The 15,462-nt window shown below is 63.7% G+C and carries 16 protein-coding genes; 2 read left to right on the forward strand and 14 right to left on the reverse strand.

All coding sequences use genetic code 11. The annotated features are described in order from the left end of the window. Positions 1–20: 20 nt before the first annotated feature. The 10 genes from hscA to U5A52_RS12575 form a co-directional block, all read right to left on the reverse strand. On the reverse strand, positions 21–1,892 hold the full coding sequence (hscA, locus tag U5A52_RS12530; RefSeq protein ID WP_321908957.1) for a Fe-S protein assembly chaperone HscA: 1,872 nt from the start codon (positions 1,890–1,892) through the stop codon (positions 21–23). Between the two features lie 61 nt (positions 1,893–1,953). Then, positions 1,954–2,502, reverse strand: a complete 549-nt coding sequence (gene hscB / locus U5A52_RS12535; protein ID WP_321908959.1) for a Fe-S protein assembly co-chaperone HscB — start codon at positions 2,500–2,502, stop codon at positions 1,954–1,956. A gap of 84 nt (positions 2,503–2,586) precedes the next feature. Further along, the gene (iscA, locus tag U5A52_RS12540; protein WP_028210067.1) at positions 2,587–2,910 is read right to left on the reverse strand and encodes an iron-sulfur cluster assembly protein IscA; all 324 of its coding nucleotides are present in this window, start codon (positions 2,908–2,910) and stop codon (positions 2,587–2,589) included. Between the two features lie 143 nt (positions 2,911–3,053). Further along, positions 3,054–3,458: a Fe-S cluster assembly scaffold IscU gene (iscU, locus tag U5A52_RS12545; RefSeq protein WP_028216879.1), complete on the reverse strand. Its 405-nt coding sequence runs from the start codon at positions 3,456–3,458 to the stop codon at positions 3,054–3,056. A gap of 111 nt (positions 3,459–3,569) precedes the next feature. Next, positions 3,570–4,793: an IscS subfamily cysteine desulfurase gene (locus U5A52_RS12550; RefSeq protein WP_321934908.1), complete on the reverse strand. Its 1,224-nt coding sequence runs from the start codon at positions 4,791–4,793 to the stop codon at positions 3,570–3,572. Between the two features lie 90 nt (positions 4,794–4,883). After that, positions 4,884–5,417 (reverse strand): Fe-S cluster assembly transcriptional regulator IscR, encoded by a 534-nt coding sequence (iscR, locus tag U5A52_RS12555; RefSeq protein WP_321908964.1) that lies wholly within the window; start codon positions 5,415–5,417, stop codon positions 4,884–4,886. Between the two features lie 154 nt (positions 5,418–5,571). After that, complete coding sequence (locus U5A52_RS12560) at positions 5,572–6,054, reverse strand: low molecular weight protein-tyrosine-phosphatase (RefSeq protein WP_321908966.1); 483 nt, start codon at positions 6,052–6,054, stop codon at positions 5,572–5,574. Between the two features lie 103 nt (positions 6,055–6,157). Continuing rightward, on the reverse strand, positions 6,158–6,388 hold the full coding sequence (locus U5A52_RS12565; RefSeq protein ID WP_321908968.1) for a hypothetical protein: 231 nt from the start codon (positions 6,386–6,388) through the stop codon (positions 6,158–6,160). A 159-nt stretch (positions 6,389–6,547) separates the two neighbouring features. Further along, complete coding sequence (locus tag U5A52_RS12570; protein ID WP_321908970.1) at positions 6,548–7,984, reverse strand: lactate utilization protein B; 1,437 nt, start codon at positions 7,982–7,984, stop codon at positions 6,548–6,550. Between the two features lie 89 nt (positions 7,985–8,073). After that, a complete protein-coding gene (locus U5A52_RS12575; RefSeq protein ID WP_321908971.1) occupies positions 8,074–8,796 on the reverse strand; it encodes a (Fe-S)-binding protein in 723 nt (240 codons plus the stop codon). A 181-nt stretch (positions 8,797–8,977) separates the two neighbouring features. On the opposite strand from U5A52_RS12575, the gene U5A52_RS12580 reads away from it, so the two are divergent. Then, entirely contained in the window at positions 8,978–9,778 is an 801-nt protein-coding gene (locus U5A52_RS12580; protein WP_321908974.1) for an IclR family transcriptional regulator, read from the forward strand. 69 nt (positions 9,779–9,847) lie between these two features. Here the strand turns inward: U5A52_RS12580 and U5A52_RS12585 are convergent, their stop codons facing one another. The 3 genes from U5A52_RS12585 to pbpG all read right to left on the reverse strand — a co-directional run bounded on the left by U5A52_RS12585 (position 9,848) and on the right by pbpG (position 12,085). Further along, positions 9,848–10,372: a DNA-binding protein gene (locus U5A52_RS12585; protein ID WP_321934909.1), complete on the reverse strand. Its 525-nt coding sequence runs from the start codon at positions 10,370–10,372 to the stop codon at positions 9,848–9,850. 3 nt (positions 10,373–10,375) lie between these two features. Beyond that, complete coding sequence (locus U5A52_RS12590; protein ID WP_321934910.1) at positions 10,376–10,663, reverse strand: hypothetical protein; 288 nt, start codon at positions 10,661–10,663, stop codon at positions 10,376–10,378. 237 nt (positions 10,664–10,900) lie between these two features. Beyond that, positions 10,901–12,085: a D-alanyl-D-alanine endopeptidase gene (gene pbpG / locus U5A52_RS12595; RefSeq protein ID WP_321934911.1), complete on the reverse strand. Its 1,185-nt coding sequence runs from the start codon at positions 12,083–12,085 to the stop codon at positions 10,901–10,903. A 716-nt stretch (positions 12,086–12,801) separates the two neighbouring features. Here pbpG and U5A52_RS12600 point away from each other — a divergent pair. Continuing rightward, the gene (locus tag U5A52_RS12600) at positions 12,802–13,374 is read left to right on the forward strand and encodes a phasin family protein (protein ID WP_042264853.1); all 573 of its coding nucleotides are present in this window, start codon (positions 12,802–12,804) and stop codon (positions 13,372–13,374) included. Between the two features lie 241 nt (positions 13,375–13,615). Here the strand turns inward: U5A52_RS12600 and lpdA are convergent, their stop codons facing one another. Further along, positions 13,616–15,385: a dihydrolipoyl dehydrogenase gene (gene lpdA / locus U5A52_RS12605; RefSeq protein WP_321934912.1), complete on the reverse strand. Its 1,770-nt coding sequence runs from the start codon at positions 15,383–15,385 to the stop codon at positions 13,616–13,618. Between the last annotated feature and the right edge of the window lie 77 nt (positions 15,386–15,462).

Below are 15,462 nucleotides of genomic sequence, written 5' to 3' on the forward strand. Positions count from 1 at the left end.
CCACGCTTTTAACCGCGGCTTCAGCCGATCTCGTCGAGCTTCTTGCCCGCCAGCGCGCGCTTGATGCCCTTGTTCATCCGGCGCGCGGCAAACTCGTCGGTGCCTTCGGAAAGCGCCTTCGTCGCCGCTTCGATCGTGCCGGCGTCGTCGCCCTGCGCGACTTGCGCGAGCGCGGCGATCAGCGCGTCGACTTGCGCACGCTCGGCTTCGTCGAGCAGTTCGCCATCGGCGCCCAAAGCGGCGTTCGTCGCTTCGATGATGCGTTGCGCCTCGACCTGTGCCTCGCGCAGCGCGCGGGCGCGCATGTCGACTTCGGCGGTCTTGAAGCTGTCTTCGAGCATGCGGGCCACGTCGTCATCGGCGAGACCGTAGGACGGCTTCACCACCACCGACGCTTCCACGCCCGAGAGCTGCTCGCGCGCGAACACGGACAAGAGGCCGTCCGCATCCACCTGGTAAGTCACGCGAATGCGCGCCGCGCCCGCCGCCATCGGCGGAATGCCGCGCAGTTCGAAACGCGCGAGCGAGCGGCAGTCGGCAACGAGTTCGCGCTCGCCTTGCACGACGTGAATCGCCATGGCCGTCTGGCCGTCCTTGAAGGTCGTGAAGTCCTGCGCTCGCGCGACCGGGATGGTCGAATTGCGCGGGATGATCTTCTCGACGAGGCCCCCCATCGTCTCCACACCGAGCGACAGCGGAATGACGTCGAGCAGCAGCCAGTCGTCCTCGCCGCCGCGGTTGCCCGCGAGCAGGTCGGCCTGGATCGCCGCGCCGAGCGCGACGACCTGGTCCGGGTCGAGATTCGTAAGCGGCGCCTGGCCGAAGTGCTGCTCCACGGCGCGGCGGATCACCGGCATACGCGTCGCACCGCCCACCAGCACCACGCCCTTCACGTCTTTCGCAGCCACCTTTGCGTCGCGCAGCGCCTTCTTTGTCGGCGTGAGCGTGCGCTGCACGAGCGCTTGCGTGAGCGCTTCGAAGCGCGGCTCGTCGATCGTCAGCGCGATCTGCTTGCCGTTCGACAGGCTCGCCTCGATGCGCGCCTCGGGCGCGGACGAGAGCGCCTCCTTCGCATCGCGCACGCGGTCGAGCAACAGGCGCACGTCTTCGGGTGCGAGGCTCGCGCGCTCGATGCCGGACTGCTCCAGCGCATACGCAAAGAGCGCGTGGTCGAAATCGTCGCCGCCGAGCGCCGAATCGCCGCCGGCCGCCAGCACTTCGAACACGCCCTTCGTGAGCTTGAGAATCGACAGGTCGAACGTGCCGCCGCCGAGGTCATAGACCGCGTAGAGACCTTCGGCGCCGTTGTCGAGCCCGTAGGCAATCGCCGCCGCGGTCGGCTCGTTGAGCAGACGCAGCACGTTCAGGCCCGCGAGACGCGCGGCGTCCTTGGTCGCCTGGCGCTGCGCTTCGTCGAAGTACGCAGGCACCGTGATGACGGCGCCGACGAGCTCGTCGCCGAGCGTGTCTTCGGCGCGCTGGCGCAGCGTCGCGAGAATCTCCGCCGAAACTTCGACGGGGCTCTTCACGCCGTCCACGGTCTGGATCTGCACCATCCCCGGCGCGTCGACGAAATCGTACGGCGCGTTGGCCGCGCCTTCGACTTCGGACTTGCCGCGGCCCATGAAGCGCTTGACCGACACGATCGTGTTGCGCGGATCGGTGGCGGCTTCAGCCTTCGCCGTGCGGCCGATCCGACGGCCGCCATTCGCGAGATAGCGCACGACCGAAGGCAGCAGCACGTGGCCGTCTTCGTCGGGCAACACGTCGGGCACGCCGCTGCGCACCGCTGCGACCAGCGAGTTCGTCGTGCCGAGGTCGATGCCGACGGCGAGTCGCCGCTGATGCGGCGCCGGCGCCATGCCGGGTTCGGAGATTTGCAGTAATGCCATCTGTGTAATCTGCTTTTTAACCTGCTTTAAACCTGATGAGCGCGAGCGCCCGATATCCGCTTCAGCCTTCGAGACGCTCGATCTGCGAGTCGATCTCGCCCGCCACGCGCTCAATGAACATGAGCTGGCGCACCGCCTCGGCGGCCGGCTGGTTCGAGCCGCTGTCGAGCAGCGCCGCGAGCTTCGTGAAGCGCACGCGTTCGTCGTCGCGCAGCTCGCCCGCGAGCGCATCGAGCGCATCGACGTTCTTCGCGCCGACCGCGTCTTCGATCGCCTCACGCCACTCCATCTGCTGCATGAGGAACGCGGGCTCCATCGCGGTGTTGTTCTCTGCGCCCACGTCGATACCGCGCAAATGCAGCAGATACTTCGCGCGCTTGAGCGGATCGCGCAGCGTCTGGTACGCCTCGTTCGTGCGCGTCGCCCATTGCATGGCGATGCGCTTTTGCGCCTCGCCGGCCGCAGCGAAACGGTCGGGATGCACCTGTGCCTGCACCGTGCGGTAGGCGTGGTCGAGCGCGTTCGCATCGATCGCGAACTGCTCGGGCAGGCCGAACAGCACGAAGTGGCTGTCGGAGAGCGATCGGGTAGACGTGGAAGGCGTGCTCATCGGCTGGAACGTTCGGGTGGGTCTATCAGGGCCATCAAAATCAAAAAGGCGGCACAGGCCGCCTTTTCACCGCTCGACGCGGGCTCAAACGCGGAAGGACTCGCCGCAGCCGCACTCGTCCTTCACATTCGGGTTGTTGAACCGGAAGCCCTCGTTCAGGCCTTCGCGCACGAAGTCGAGTTGCGTGCCGTCGATATAGGCAAGGCTCTTCGGGTCGACGATGACCTTCACGCCGTGGCTCTCGAAGACGTTGTCCTCGGGCGCGAGCTCGTCGACGTACTCGAGCTTGTACGCGAGGCCCGAGCAGCCCGTCGTGCGCACGCCAAGACGCAGGCCCACGCCCTTGCCGCGACGGGTCAGGTACTTTTGCACGTGCTGTGCCGCTTTTTCAGTCAACGTAATTGCCATAGCATCTTCGCCGCGCCTCGCGCCGCCGGGTTCGGCTTTCGCCTTCCCTTGCGTCGCGACGCAACCCTGCTGCATCCAAAATCGTTAGTCCCAGAGCGCCGCACCCCATGGTCCGGCGCCGTCCTGCATCGACGCTGCTGCGCTTAAGCCGCGTCGGCCTTCGCTTCAGTCGTGTGACGCTGGCGATAATCAGCGACCGCTGCCTTGATCGCGTCTTCCGCGAGAATCGAGCAGTGGATCTTCACCGGCGGCAGCGCCAGTTCTTCGGCGATCTGCGTGTTCTTGATGTCGAGGGCCTGGTCGAGCGTCTTGCCCTTCACCCACTCGGTCACGAGCGAGCTCGAAGCGATCGCCGAGCCGCAGCCGTAGGTCTTGAACTTTGCGTCTTCAATCACGCCGTCCGCGCCCACGCGAATCTGCAGCTTCATCACGTCGCCGCACGCCGGCGCGCCGACCATGCCGGTGCCGACCGCGTCGTCGTCCTTGGCGAACGAGCCGACGTTGCGCGGGTTTTCGTAGTGGTCCAGAACCTTGTCGCTATATGCCATGATCACACTCCTTCAATTCGTTGGCCGCGCTGCATGCAGTGCTCTGCTCATTGCGCTGCGGCCGGTTCGTTTTCGATGCAACTACGCGATGCTGACTGCGCCGCGAAAGCCTTAGTGCGCCGCCCACTGAATGGTCGACAGATCGATGCCGTCCTGGTGCATTTCCCACAGCGGCGACAACTCGCGCAGCTTGGCGATCTTCGTCTTCAGCAGGTTGATGACGTAATCGACGTCCTGTTCCGTCGTGAAACGGCCCACCGTGAAGCGGATCGAGCTGTGCGCCAGTTCGTCGTTGCGGCCGAGCGCGCGCAGCACATACGACGGCTCGAGCGACGCAGACGTGCAAGCCGAACCCGACGACACCGCCACGTCCTTGACCGCCATGATCAGCGACTCGCCTTCGACGAAGTTGAAGCTGATGTTCAGGTTGTGCGGGACACGCTGTTCCATGTCGCCGTTCACATACGTTTCTTCGATTTCCTTCAGGCCGCGCAGGAGCTTGTCGCGCAGCATGCGCACGCGCTCGTTTTCCGTGGCCATCTCTTCACGCGCGATGCGGAACGCTTCGCCCATGCCGACGATCTGGTGCGTAGCCAGCGTGCCCGAGCGCATGCCGCGCTCGTGACCGCCGCCGTGCATCTGCGCTTCGATGCGCACGCGCGGCTTGCGACGCACATACAGCGCGCCGATGCCCTTCGGGCCGTAGGTCTTGTGCGCCGAGAACGACATCAGGTCGACCTTGAGCTTTTGCAGGTCGATGGGCGCCTTGCCCGTGGACTGCGCGGCATCGACGTGGAAAATGATGCCCTTCTCGCGGCAGATCTCACCGATCGTCTCGATGTCCTGGATCACGCCGATCTCGTTGTTCACGTGCATGACGGAAACGAGGATCGTGTCGGGACGCAGCGCGGCCTTGAACACGTCGAGGTCGATCAGGCCGTCGTCCTTGACGTCCAGATAGGTGACTTCGTAGCCTTCGCGCTCGAGTTCACGGCAGGTGTCGAGCACGGCCTTGTGCTCGGTCTTGACCGTGATGATGTGCTTACCCTTGCTCTTGTAGAAGTGCGCGGCGCCCTTGATTGCGAGGTTGTCCGATTCGGTCGCGCCAGAGGTCCAGATGATTTCGCGCGGGTCGGCGTTGACGAGCGCGGCGACCTGCTCGCGCGCTTCCTCGACAGCATGCTCCGCGTCCCAGCCATAAGCGTGGCTGCGCGACGCCGGATTGCCGAACTGCTCACGCAGATACGGAATCATCTTGTCCACCACGCGCGGGTCGACGGGGGTCGTCGCGCTGTAGTCCATGTAAATGGGCAGGTGGGGAATGTCGTTATTCATCTATCGCTCCGGGGAATCTTGTGTGCTGCGCTGTACTGTCTGTATTGTCAACTGCGGCCAACTACGGCGTTCTGGCGGCGCTCGAAGGGGCTACGAACCCGCCATGTTGAAGATCGAGTTCGGACCTAGCGGCACCGCCCTGACCGGCTCCACCGGCGGCGCCTCGGCGCGGCGGTCGCGCAGGACGGCGGGCGCGGCGCCTTCGCGGGCGCGCTGCTTGTCCACCAGATCCTTGAGCGACACCGAATCGAGGTACTCGACCATTTTCTGGTTCAGCGTCGACCAGAGTTCGTGCGTCATGCAGTGGCCGTCGTGCTGCTTGGTGCCCTCGCAGGCGCCCTTGCCGCCGCACTGCGTGGCGTCGAGCGGCTCGTCCACGGCAATGATGATGTCCGCGACCGTGACATCCTCCGCGCGACGCGCGAGGTTGTACCCGCCGCCCGGCCCGCGGACCGATTCGACGATTTCATGACGGCGCAGCTTGCCGAACAGCTGTTCGAGGTACGACAGCGAGATATGCTGCCGCTGGCTGATACCCGCAAGCGTCACCGGGCCCTGCTCCTGGCGCAGGGCCAGGTCAATCATCGCCGTGACGGCGAAACGGCCTTTGGTGGTGAGTCTCATGATGTAGGGGAACCGCAATTCTCGACAATTTTCGTCAAGTATAAATACATGACTAGTTTAGTCAAGTATCAACGTCGCGATCTGGGTTATTAGGTGCGCTGCGAATCGCAAAAATGGCGCGATTTCTGCATCCGGCAGATCCACGCCGCTCATCTCAGTCCGCCAGTTGCCCACGCAATGCGGCGAGCAGACCCGCGCAGGCAGCCTCGCACTGATCGAGCACCATTTCGAAGCCTGCGTCGCCGCCGAAATAGGGATCGACTACCACCCGCGCTTGCGCCTGCGGTGCGAACTCCATCAACAAACGGATCTTGTCGCGCTCGCTCGCCGGGCAGACATCCTGAAGCGCGCTGACGTTCGCGTCGTCCATCGCCACGATCAGGTCGAAGCGGCCGAAGTCCTCGGCAGCGATCTGGCGGGCGCGCAACGGCGCGAGATCGTAGCCGCGCTGGCCGCCTGCCCGCTGCGCGCGCGCGTCGGGCGCCTCGCCGATGTGCCAGTCACCCGTGCCCGCCGAATCGACCTCGACGTGCCCCGCCAACCCCGCTTCATCCACGAGGCGCAACATCACGGCCTCGGCCGTGGGCGAGCGGCAGATGTTGCCAAGACAAACGAAGCAGACGGAAACCTTTTTCATTCGTGGGGGCTGAAACAGCGGTCGGCGTTCAGTGCGCGCAGGCGAATCTTGAATTATACAAAGCGCACGAAGTGCGCGCTGCGCGTTGACGCCAGCGGGATCGTCAGATCGCGCTGGCTCGCGGCAGCGGCGCAATACTGTTCATTGCCTTCACCGGCGTCTTGCCTTCGCTGCCCACGAGGCCATACGAGACCGCGCGCGCAAGTTCCGCCGTGACCTGATCGGCTGCGAGCGGCATTTGCTGCTCGGCGGTTTTCCATGCATGGACCCATGCGATCACCGCGAGCGGCACGATCAGCGCCAGCGGCCAGTACACCGTTATTTTCTTTCTCATGATGCGACTCTCTATCGACTGTGAAGCGACAGGTGCGGACGCACTATCGCCAGTCGAGATGATATAGAGAGTCGCAATCAGGAAAAACCCGGTCCGGACGAACACACTGTTGCGCCAGCTTAAATAGTCGGCGACCTGAGCTTGACCGATGGGCGCGCGTCAGGCCTGTTCGGGGCGCTTTGTCGTGTCCAGATGCGTGTGCCGCGCCGCGTACAGTTCGCGGAACGTGCGGCCGACCGGCGCGGGCATGTCGCGCCCGTTGGTCCAGCCACGCGCAAATGGCAGCTTGCGAATGAGCCGGGCCTGGCCGCCCATGCGCTCCAGGATCCGCACGCCGAGTTTGGTGAGCAATGCGTAGGCCGTTGGATGCAGCGCGAGCCAGCCCCACGCGGCGAGCGCCGCACGCTCGCGCCACGGGCGCAGATGCCGCTCCGCTTGCTTCTCGCGCAGTTTGCGCAGCAAATCCGACAGCGGAATGCCCACCGGGCAGACGCTATTGCATTCGCCGCAGAGCGTAGCGGCCTGAGGAAGATCGAGTGTCTTTTCGAGACCGACGTAGCTTGGCGTGAGCACGGAGCCCATCGGTCCCGGGTAGACCCAGCCGTACGCATGGCCGCCCACCTTCTGATAGACAGGGCAGTGGTTCATGCACGCCCCGCAACGGATGCAGCGCAGCATCTCCTGGAATTCCCCGCCAATCAGGCCAGTGCGGCCGCCGTCCACGAGTACGACGTACATATGCTCCGGGCCGTCCTGGTCTTCGGGTCCGCGCGGGCCCGTCAAAACCGAGAAATAGTTCGACGTGGCCTGCCCCGTTGCCGAGCGCGGCAACAGACGCATGGCCGTCGCGAGGTCTTCAAGCGTAGGCAGCACCTTCTCGATGCCCGTCACCGCCACATGCACGCGCGGCATCACCGTGCACATGCCCTCGTTGCCTTCGTTGGTCACGAGCACGACCGAGCCGGTTTCCGCGACGAGGAAGTTGCCACCCGTCACGCCCATATCCGCCGAGAGAAAATGCGGACGCAGGACTTCACGCGCCTCACGCGTCATATCGGGGATTTCGGTCAGACGCGGTTTGTCGTGCGTTTTCGCGAAGAGATCGGCGATCTCATCCTTGTCCTTGTGGACGACGGGCGCAATGATGTGGCTCGGCGGCTCGTTGTCGTTGATCTGCAGGATGTACTCGCCCAGATCGGTCTCGATAGACTGCACGCCCATTTCCGCGAGCACCGTATTGAGCCGCATTTCCTCCGAAACCATCGACTTGGTCTTGATGACCTTGTGCACGTCGTGGCGCCGCGCGATGTCCGCGACGAGCTTCGCCGCATCCTGCGCCGTTTCCGCGTAGAGCACGGTCACGCCGCGCCGCGTTGCCTCGGTTTCGAACTGTTCGAGCCAGACATCGAGATTCTCGAGCGCGCGGTTGCGGCGCGCCTTGAGCGCGGCGCGCGTGGCGGGGAAATCGATCGCGGTGATCGCCTCGGCGCGCGCCGAGACGAACTTCGTCGAGAGCTTCTTGAGGTTGTGCTGCAGGCGCTCATCGGCCAGCTTCTGGCCGGCGCGCGCCTTGAACTGCATCGATTGGACTTGCATGGCGTGTGGGCGATGTTGTGCGGTGTTCGGCAGGATCTGGGGCTATTCGTGCACTGCGCGCAAAAGGCGCGATGGCAACCAGCGGCGCATCACACGTCGCCTGCCAGCACCTGGGCAACGTGCAGCACGCGCGTGGCGGTGTCGCCGGTGCGGCGCAGGCGGCCTTCGATATTCAGCATGCAGCCGAGGTCGCCGAGCACCACGGCGCCCGTGCCGCTCGCCTGAACATTTGCGCATTTTTCGTCGGCAATGGCCGTCGAAATGTCACCGTACTTCACGGCAAAGGTGCCGCCGAAACCACAGCAGTGCTCGCAATCCTTCATCTCATGCACTTCGACGCCGCGCTGGGCGAGCAATGTGCGCGGCTGTGCCTTCACGCCAAGTTCGCGCAGGCCCGAGCACGAGTCGTGGTAGGTCACCGGCCCGCTGAACTCCCCTTGCGGCAGCGTGACCTTCGCGACGTTGACGAGGAAATCCGTGAGTTCGTAGACGCGCTCACGCAACTTGCCGTAGCGCCCCATCAGTTCCGGATCGTCCCGGAACAGGTCGCCGTAGTGCACGCGGATCATGCCGCCGCAGGAGCCCGATGGGACGACGACATAGTCGAACTGCTCGAATTCGCGCAGCGTCTTTTCCGCGAGATCACGCGCGAGCGCGCGCTCGCCTGAGTTGTAGGCCGGCTGGCCGCAGCAGGTCTGCGCAGGCGGCACGACGACTTCATAGCCTGCCTCTTCGAGCAATTTGAGCGCCGAAAAGCCAATTTCCGGACGCATCGTGTCGATGAGGCACGTGACGAACAAACCGACTCGCATGGGGACTCCTCGTTAAAACCGTCCCCGATTATCCGCTGTTTCGTCGCCACGACCAACGCGGGTCTGCATCACCCTCGCCGGCCCGCCGCAGCGCAGCACAAGCCTCCGCCCTACCGCTTACTTTTTTCACAATACGAGATACAATGCATTTCCGCCTCAAGCGTCAAACGAATCTGAACTCATGAGCGACACCCATCCAGATCCGAAGACCTCGATTCAGGTGATCGAGCGCATGATGCGCCTGCTCGACGCGCTGGCCGCGCACAGCGACCCGGTCAGCCTGAAGGAACTCGCGCAGCGCACCGAACTGCACCCTTCGACTGCGCACCGCATCCTGAACGATATGGTGAGCTGCCGGCTCGTCGACCGCTCCGACCCGGGCACCTACCGGCTTGGCATGCGGCTGCTCGAACTCGGCAACCTGGTGAAGGCACGCCTTTCCGTGCGCGACGCGGCGCTCACACCGATGCGCGAACTGCACCGCCTCACGGGTCAGACCGTCAACCTCTCTGTGCGCCAGGGCGACGAAATCGTCTATATCGAACGCGCCTACTCGGAGCGCTCGGGCATGCAGGTGGTGCGCGCCATTGGCGGGCGGGCCCCGCTGCACCTCACTTCGGTCGGCAAGCTCTTTCTCGCCGCCGACGAAGCGAACCGCGTACGCGCCTACGCCACGCGCACCGGCCTTTCGGGCCATACGCGCAACAGCATTACCGACCTTGGGCGCCTCGAGCGCGAACTCGCCCACGTACGGCAGCAGTTCTGCGCACGTGACAACGAGGAGCTCGAACTCGGCGTACGGTGCATCGCCGCTGGCATCTACGACGATACCGGCAAGCTCGTAGCAGGCCTTTCGCTCTCCGCGCCCGCGGATCGGTTGCAAGATTCGTGGCTCGGTCAATTGAGCAAGACGGCGCTCACGATTTCGGAGTCGCTGGGCTATCACGCGGAGCCCGCTGAAGGCAACGCGCAGCCCGCGTGAAGTCAGCGCGAGGCAGAATCGAGAAGAGCGGAGGCGTGCCCTCCGCTTTTTTTTGGCTCGCCGCCGTCCTCACACCACCAGTTCATCGAGCTTGCGATTCAGCTTCGTATCGAGATGGCGCGCTTCTTTTGCGAGATTCACCTGCTTCGCCATGCGCGCCGTTTCGAGCAGCGCCGAGTCGATGCTGTATCCGTCGCGACCCGTCAGCCAGGCCAGGATGTCGCTCAAATGCCATAGCGACGGATTGCCCTCGTGCACGGGCTGGGGAAATTCCGCCGCGTGCCCGAGCATCAGCTTGCGCAAGTTCTGGCGCGACATGCCGGTCAAGTCGGCGGCATCGGTCAAGCCGACGAAATCTGGCGCGGCTTCTACGAGGCGCGCGGCAGGCACCCCCTTTTTGACGTCTTGCAGCGCCGAATAGATTGCCGACCATGCATTCGCACTGTCGCGCATGAACGTCAGCGCGATTCGACCTGGCAACCCAACGCCGATTGTCGCGTCGTCGCAGCCTGCGACGGCGAGGCGCTCCACGAGCGCCTCGTGATCGCTGTCTTCGGCCGGCAGTTGGTACTTGAGAGTGAACAGATAATCCATGCGTTACTCCGGCGCAACGGCCGCCGCACATGCGGCTGCCGCGTTGTTACGATGGGTCGTGCAATTGTCGACCACTCGTTTGAGCACATAGGCATGATTGCCCGCGTTACGCAGCGTGGTCCAGATGCTCGTGATGCAGAATTCCCCGCAACGACAGGCGGCATGGTTGTATGGGCAGTACATGCGACCCCACGCGTGCCCGTGGCCTTTACCTGGCTGAACTAACCAGCCTTGTTTCTCGGCGTAAGCAAGCACGGCTTCGATCTCTTTCTTTGGGTGCGAACGTCTCATCGACAAACTCAGTGTATGCATCGTCTGATTGGTTGTCAATTGACAACCATCAAAACCCCGTATCACCGGGCACAAAAGCCAGGCGGGAATGGGCGCCAGGTACTTACCGGGCAATGTTGCCGACGAACCAAACGACGAGACAGTCTGCCGATCGTCATAGTACGACCACCACGCATCAGAAAGCAAAACGCCCCGCAGTTGCGGGGCGTTTGTCGGGTAAATCGGAAACGACTGGGATCAGGTGCCAGGACCGCCTGCGTCGGCGCTCGTAATGCGCGGCTGCTGGTCGGCGCCGCCATTGTCGAGCCACGTGCGTACGCGCGTTGCATCCGCGAAGCGCGAATACTTTCCGCTCGAATCGAGCAGGACCATGATCACCGGACGATTATGAACCGTCGTCTGCATGACGAGGCATTCACCCGCTTCGTTGATGAAGCCCGTCTTCTGCAAGCCGATGTCCCACGACGCATTGCGGACCAACGCGTTCGTGCTGTTGTAGGCGAGGTTGCGCTTGCCCGTGAACACGTCGTAGCTGCGGTCGGTCGAGAACTGGCGAATCATCGGGTACTGGTAGGCCGCATTCACCATCTTCACAAGGTCACGCGCGGTCGAGACGTTGTGGCTCGTGAGCCCCGTGGAATTCTCGAAGTGCGTATCGGTCATGCCGAGTTGCTTTGCCTTCGCGTTCATCGCCGCGATGAACGCCGGACGGCCACCCGGGTAATAGCGCGAGAGCGCTGCCGCCGCACGGTTTTCCGAGGCCATCAACGCGATGTGCAGCATGTCTTCGCGCGAGAGCACCGAGCCCACGGAAAGACGCGAGCCCGTGTTCTTTTCGTAGTCGCGGTCTTCGTCCGTGACTTCGATTTGCTCCGAGAGCGACTCCTTCGAGTCGAGCACGACCATCGCCGTCATGAGCTTCGAGATCGAGGCGATCGGCACGACGGCGTGCGAGTTCTTGTCGAACAGCGGCTCGAGCGTGTTCTGGTCGACCACGTACGCAACGCCCGAGCGCAGCATCAGCGAGTCAGGCGTCTCGTGCAGACCGAACGCCTGACCGACGGTCGGCTGGCGCGGTTCGAACGCGACACGGCGCACCGCCGAATGATGGCGGCCGTTCATCGTATAAGTGACGCGGCGCTTTTTCGCCACCGGACGCGCATCGTCGTCTTTCGCGGCGACGGTACGGGTTGCGCCCGCCTTTTTGGTGGCCTTTGCCGATTCCGGCTCAGCCTTCGCAACCTTCTTGGTGGCCTTTTTCGCCTTGGCCGTTTTGGCCGGTGCAGCGTCTTGCGACGCAGCAAAGGCGCCCTCAGGCGCCACGAGCGTCGCACTGATCGCGACGGATACAGCAACCGACAACGCGGTGCTGATAACCGACGACGGCATCAGTGAGAACGACAGGAGCTTGTCGGATTTCATTGGTGTTCTTGATGGAGCGGCGGGATCGTTCGCCAAGTGTAGTAAAACCACGAAAAATTCGCAAATTGAAGCACTTATCGGCGCTCATTAAACCGAAGTATGACCTTCGATTGAGCTGGCCAATGCACTTCCCGCATTCGATGGAGTCAGACAATTGCCCAAGCCGCTCCTCTCGCCACGGCGCCGCCTGCTGATAACGTTTGCGGCGCACGCACAGTGCGCTTGCTGCGTTAACGGCGTTCGTCGTACGGAACTTGAACTGAGGAAAATACGGGTGAGATTGCCTGACCACCAGTGCCGCCGTGCCGCGCGACGCGCGTTCGACAGCAATGGATCATTAACGTTCCATGTAGGAATTTGGTGTACGCACCCAGGACAAATCCCATAGGCGCGTTCATGTGATCCATGCCGCATCTTGCCAGAAGCCGCGTTTCCGCGCTTGCCCCACCCTGCCCGCCGCCGCCCGCAACCCGCCGTGGGGCTAGCGCCTTGGGGCGTCGGCGCCGTTGTCGCACCTGCGCCATGCGCGAGGCATAAGTGACTGTTTAATAATAAATTATCGACATTGTGCGACGCACCAAAAAGCCTTGACTTTCTTCCGGAGCATCCTAAAATCGAGTCAATGTTGCGACGCACAAAGCGAGTGACAGAGCACCAGCGCCGTGCCACTTACTTCAGGCGACCCACGAAGGCCGCCGACATACAGGAGCGTAAACATGAGTCTGCTGACCCCTGAGCAATTCGCCGCTGCCCAGAAAGCCAACCTCGAAACCCTGTTCGGCCTCACCGGCAAGGCATTCGAAGGCGTGGAAAAGCTCGTCGAATTGAACCTTCAGGCTGTCCGCTCGAATCTGGCGGAATCGCAGGAACACGCCCAGCGCGCACTGTCGGTGAAGGACGCGCAGGAATTCCTGGCCCTGCAAACGAGCTATGCCCAGCCGCTGACCGAAAAGCTGCTGTCGTACGGCCGTCATGTGTATGAAATCGCCTCGGCCACCCAGGCTGAGTTTGCGAAGGTCGCCGAAGCCCACTACGAAGAGCAGAACCGCAAGGTTCAATCGCTCGTCGACAACGTCGCGAAGAACGCACCGGCTGGCTCGGAAACCGCAGTTGCCGTGATCAAGTCGGCCATCAACGCCGCGAACACGACCTACGAAACGGTCCACAAGGCTACGAAGCAAGCCGTGGAAATGGCGGAAAGCAACTTCAACGCCGCCACCGCTGCTGCGAGCAAGGCTGCCGCCCAGGCGTCGCGCTCGGCTGCCGCTTCGGCCAAGAAGACGGTCTGAACGTTGCACATTGAACCGGTGCGCGCGCAGCAGCAGCGGCGCACCGTGCGTCGGACCTGAACGCTCCGGCATGCCGCCCGGCATGTCACTTGCCCGGTCGCCGACCGGGAATCTTTTTTACGCTCCGGCGCCTCTCGCAACATCACGCAGCACTGAGCGTTACCCCAAAATGCAAACGGCGCACTCCTCACGGAGTGCGCCGTTTCTTCGTGCGCGCCGCTACGAGCGGCGCGACACGAACTTACTTCTTCTTCTGCGGCGGGAGGTCTGTACAGACACCCTCGTACAACTCGGCCGCCATGCCGATCGACTCGCCCAGCGTCGGGTGCGGGTGGATCGTCTTGCCGATGTCCGTCGCATCCGCGCCCATTTCCACGGCGAGGCACACTTCGCTGATGAGGTCACCCGCGTTCAGGCCGACGATACCGCCGCCGATCACGCGATGCGTCTCTTCGTCGAAGATCAGCTTGGTAAAGCCCTCGTCGCGGCCGTTAGCGATCGCGCGGCCCGAAGCGGCCCACGGGAACACCGCCTTGCCGTACTTGATGCCTTCGGCCTTGCACTGCTCTTCGGTCTTGCCGGCCCACGCCACTTCCGGATCGGTGTAGGCCACCGACGGAATCTGCAGCGCGTCGAAGTACGCCTTCTCGCCATGCGCCGCTTCCGCCGCCACGTGGCCTTCGTGCACGGCCTTGTGCGCGAGCATCGGCTGGCCGACCACATCGCCGATCGCGAAGATGTGCGGCACGTTGGTGCGCATCTGCTTGTCGACGTCGATGAAGCCGCGATCCGTCACCGCCACGCCGGCCTTGTCCGCGCCGATCTTCTTGCCGTTGGGCGAGCGGCCCACGGCGACCAGCACGAGGTCGTAGCGCTGCGGCTCGGCCGGCGCCTTCTCACCCTCGAACGACACGTAAATGCCGTCGTCCTTCGCCTCGGCCTTCGTGGTCCTGGTCTTGAGCATGACGTTCGCGAAGCGCTTCGCGTTGTACTTTTCCCAGACCTTCACGAGATCGCGGTCCGCGCCCGCCATCAGGCCGTCGAGCATTTCCACGACGTCGATCTGCGCACCAAGCGTCGCGTAGACAGTCGCCATTTCGAGACCAATGATGCCGCCGCCGATCACGAGCATCTTCTGCGGAATCTGACGCAGTTCCAGCGCGCCGGTCGAATCGACCACGCGCGGGTCTTCCGGCATGAACGGCAGCTTCACGGCTTGCGAGCCGGCAGCGATGATCGCCTGCTTGAACTTGACGATCTTCTTGCCGCTCTCGCCCACCACTTCCATGTGGTTCGGGTCGAGGAACGCGCCCACGCCCGTCACGACTTCGACCTTGCGCGCCTTCGCCATGCCGGCGAGGCCGCCCGTGAGCTTCTTGACGACGCCCGACTTGAAGTCGCGCAGCTTGTCCAGATCGATCTGCGGCTTGCCGAACGTGATGCCGTGCGAGCCGAGCGCTTCGGCTTCGTCGATCACGAGCGCCGTATGCAGCAGCGCCTTCGACGGAATGCAGCCCACGTTCAGGCACACGCCGCCGAGCGTCGAATAACGCTCGACCAGCACGGTCTTCATACCAAGGTCGGCGGAGCGGAACGCTGCCGAGTAGCCGCCGGGGCCGGCGCCAAGCACGAGCATGTCGCATTCGACGTCGGCGCTGCCGCTGAAGCTGCCGGCTTGCGGTGCCGGCGCTGCGGCCTTCGGTGCTTCGGCAGCCTTGGGCGCTTCAGCGGCCTTGGGCGCTTCGGCCTTCGGCGCGGGCGCGGCCGCGCCAACGGCGGCTTCGACCAGCGCGATCACCGTGCCTTGCGAAGCCTTGTCGCCAGCCTTGATCTTCACTTCCTTGACCGTGCCCGCGACGTCGCTGGGCACTTCCATCGTGGCCTTGTCCGACTCGAGCGAGAGCAGCGTCTGCTCTTTCTCGATGACGTCGCCCGCCTTGATGTTGACTTCGATGACGTCGATGTCCTTGAAGTCGCCGATATCCGGCACTTTCACTTCGACGAGACTCATGGTGTCCCCTACCCCTAAAGGATGACCGGCCGCGCCTGCCGCTGCGCGCACGTCATGAACGTGCGGCGCGGCAGCGC

It is taken from the genome of Paraburkholderia sp. J8-2, assembly GCF_905220195.1.
In the GTDB taxonomy this organism is placed as follows: domain Bacteria; phylum Pseudomonadota; class Gammaproteobacteria; order Burkholderiales; family Burkholderiaceae; genus Paraburkholderia.

What these genes read in the sequence shown, in the direction of transcription:
- U5A52_RS12560 (WP_321908966.1), bottom strand. Translation starts at nt 6,054, where the DNA reads ATGAAAAAGGTTTCCGTCTGCTTCGTTTGTCTTGGCAACATCTGCCGC.
- lpdA (WP_321934912.1), bottom strand. Translation starts at nt 15,385, where the DNA reads ATGAGTCTCGTCGAAGTGAAAGTGCCGGATATCGGCGACTTCAAGGAC.
- iscR (WP_321908964.1), bottom strand. Translation starts at nt 5,417, where the DNA reads ATGAGACTCACCACCAAAGGCCGTTTCGCCGTCACGGCGATGATTGAC.
- U5A52_RS12565 (WP_321908968.1), bottom strand. Translation starts at nt 6,388, where the DNA reads ATGAGAAAGAAAATAACGGTGTACTGGCCGCTGGCGCTGATCGTGCCG.
- U5A52_RS12570 (WP_321908970.1), bottom strand. Translation starts at nt 7,984, where the DNA reads ATGCAAGTCCAATCGATGCAGTTCAAGGCGCGCGCCGGCCAGAAGCTG.
- U5A52_RS12600 (WP_042264853.1), top strand. Translation starts at nt 12,802, where the DNA reads ATGAGTCTGCTGACCCCTGAGCAATTCGCCGCTGCCCAGAAAGCCAAC.
- U5A52_RS12590 (WP_321934910.1), bottom strand. Translation starts at nt 10,663, where the DNA reads ATGAGACGTTCGCACCCAAAGAAAGAGATCGAAGCCGTGCTTGCTTAC.
- U5A52_RS12575 (WP_321908971.1), bottom strand. Translation starts at nt 8,796, where the DNA reads ATGCGAGTCGGTTTGTTCGTCACGTGCCTCATCGACACGATGCGTCCG.
- hscB (WP_321908959.1), bottom strand. Translation starts at nt 2,502, where the DNA reads ATGAGCACGCCTTCCACGTCTACCCGATCGCTCTCCGACAGCCACTTC.
- iscA (WP_028210067.1), bottom strand. Translation starts at nt 2,910, where the DNA reads ATGGCAATTACGTTGACTGAAAAAGCGGCACAGCACGTGCAAAAGTAC.
- U5A52_RS12585 (WP_321934909.1), bottom strand. Translation starts at nt 10,372, where the DNA reads ATGGATTATCTGTTCACTCTCAAGTACCAACTGCCGGCCGAAGACAGC.
- hscA (WP_321908957.1), bottom strand. Translation starts at nt 1,892, where the DNA reads ATGGCATTACTGCAAATCTCCGAACCCGGCATGGCGCCGGCGCCGCAT.
- pbpG (WP_321934911.1), bottom strand. Translation starts at nt 12,085, where the DNA reads ATGAAATCCGACAAGCTCCTGTCGTTCTCACTGATGCCGTCGTCGGTT.
- U5A52_RS12550 (WP_321934908.1), bottom strand. Translation starts at nt 4,793, where the DNA reads ATGAATAACGACATTCCCCACCTGCCCATTTACATGGACTACAGCGCG.
- U5A52_RS12580 (WP_321908974.1), top strand. Translation starts at nt 8,978, where the DNA reads ATGAGCGACACCCATCCAGATCCGAAGACCTCGATTCAGGTGATCGAG.
- iscU (WP_028216879.1), bottom strand. Translation starts at nt 3,458, where the DNA reads ATGGCATATAGCGACAAGGTTCTGGACCACTACGAAAACCCGCGCAAC.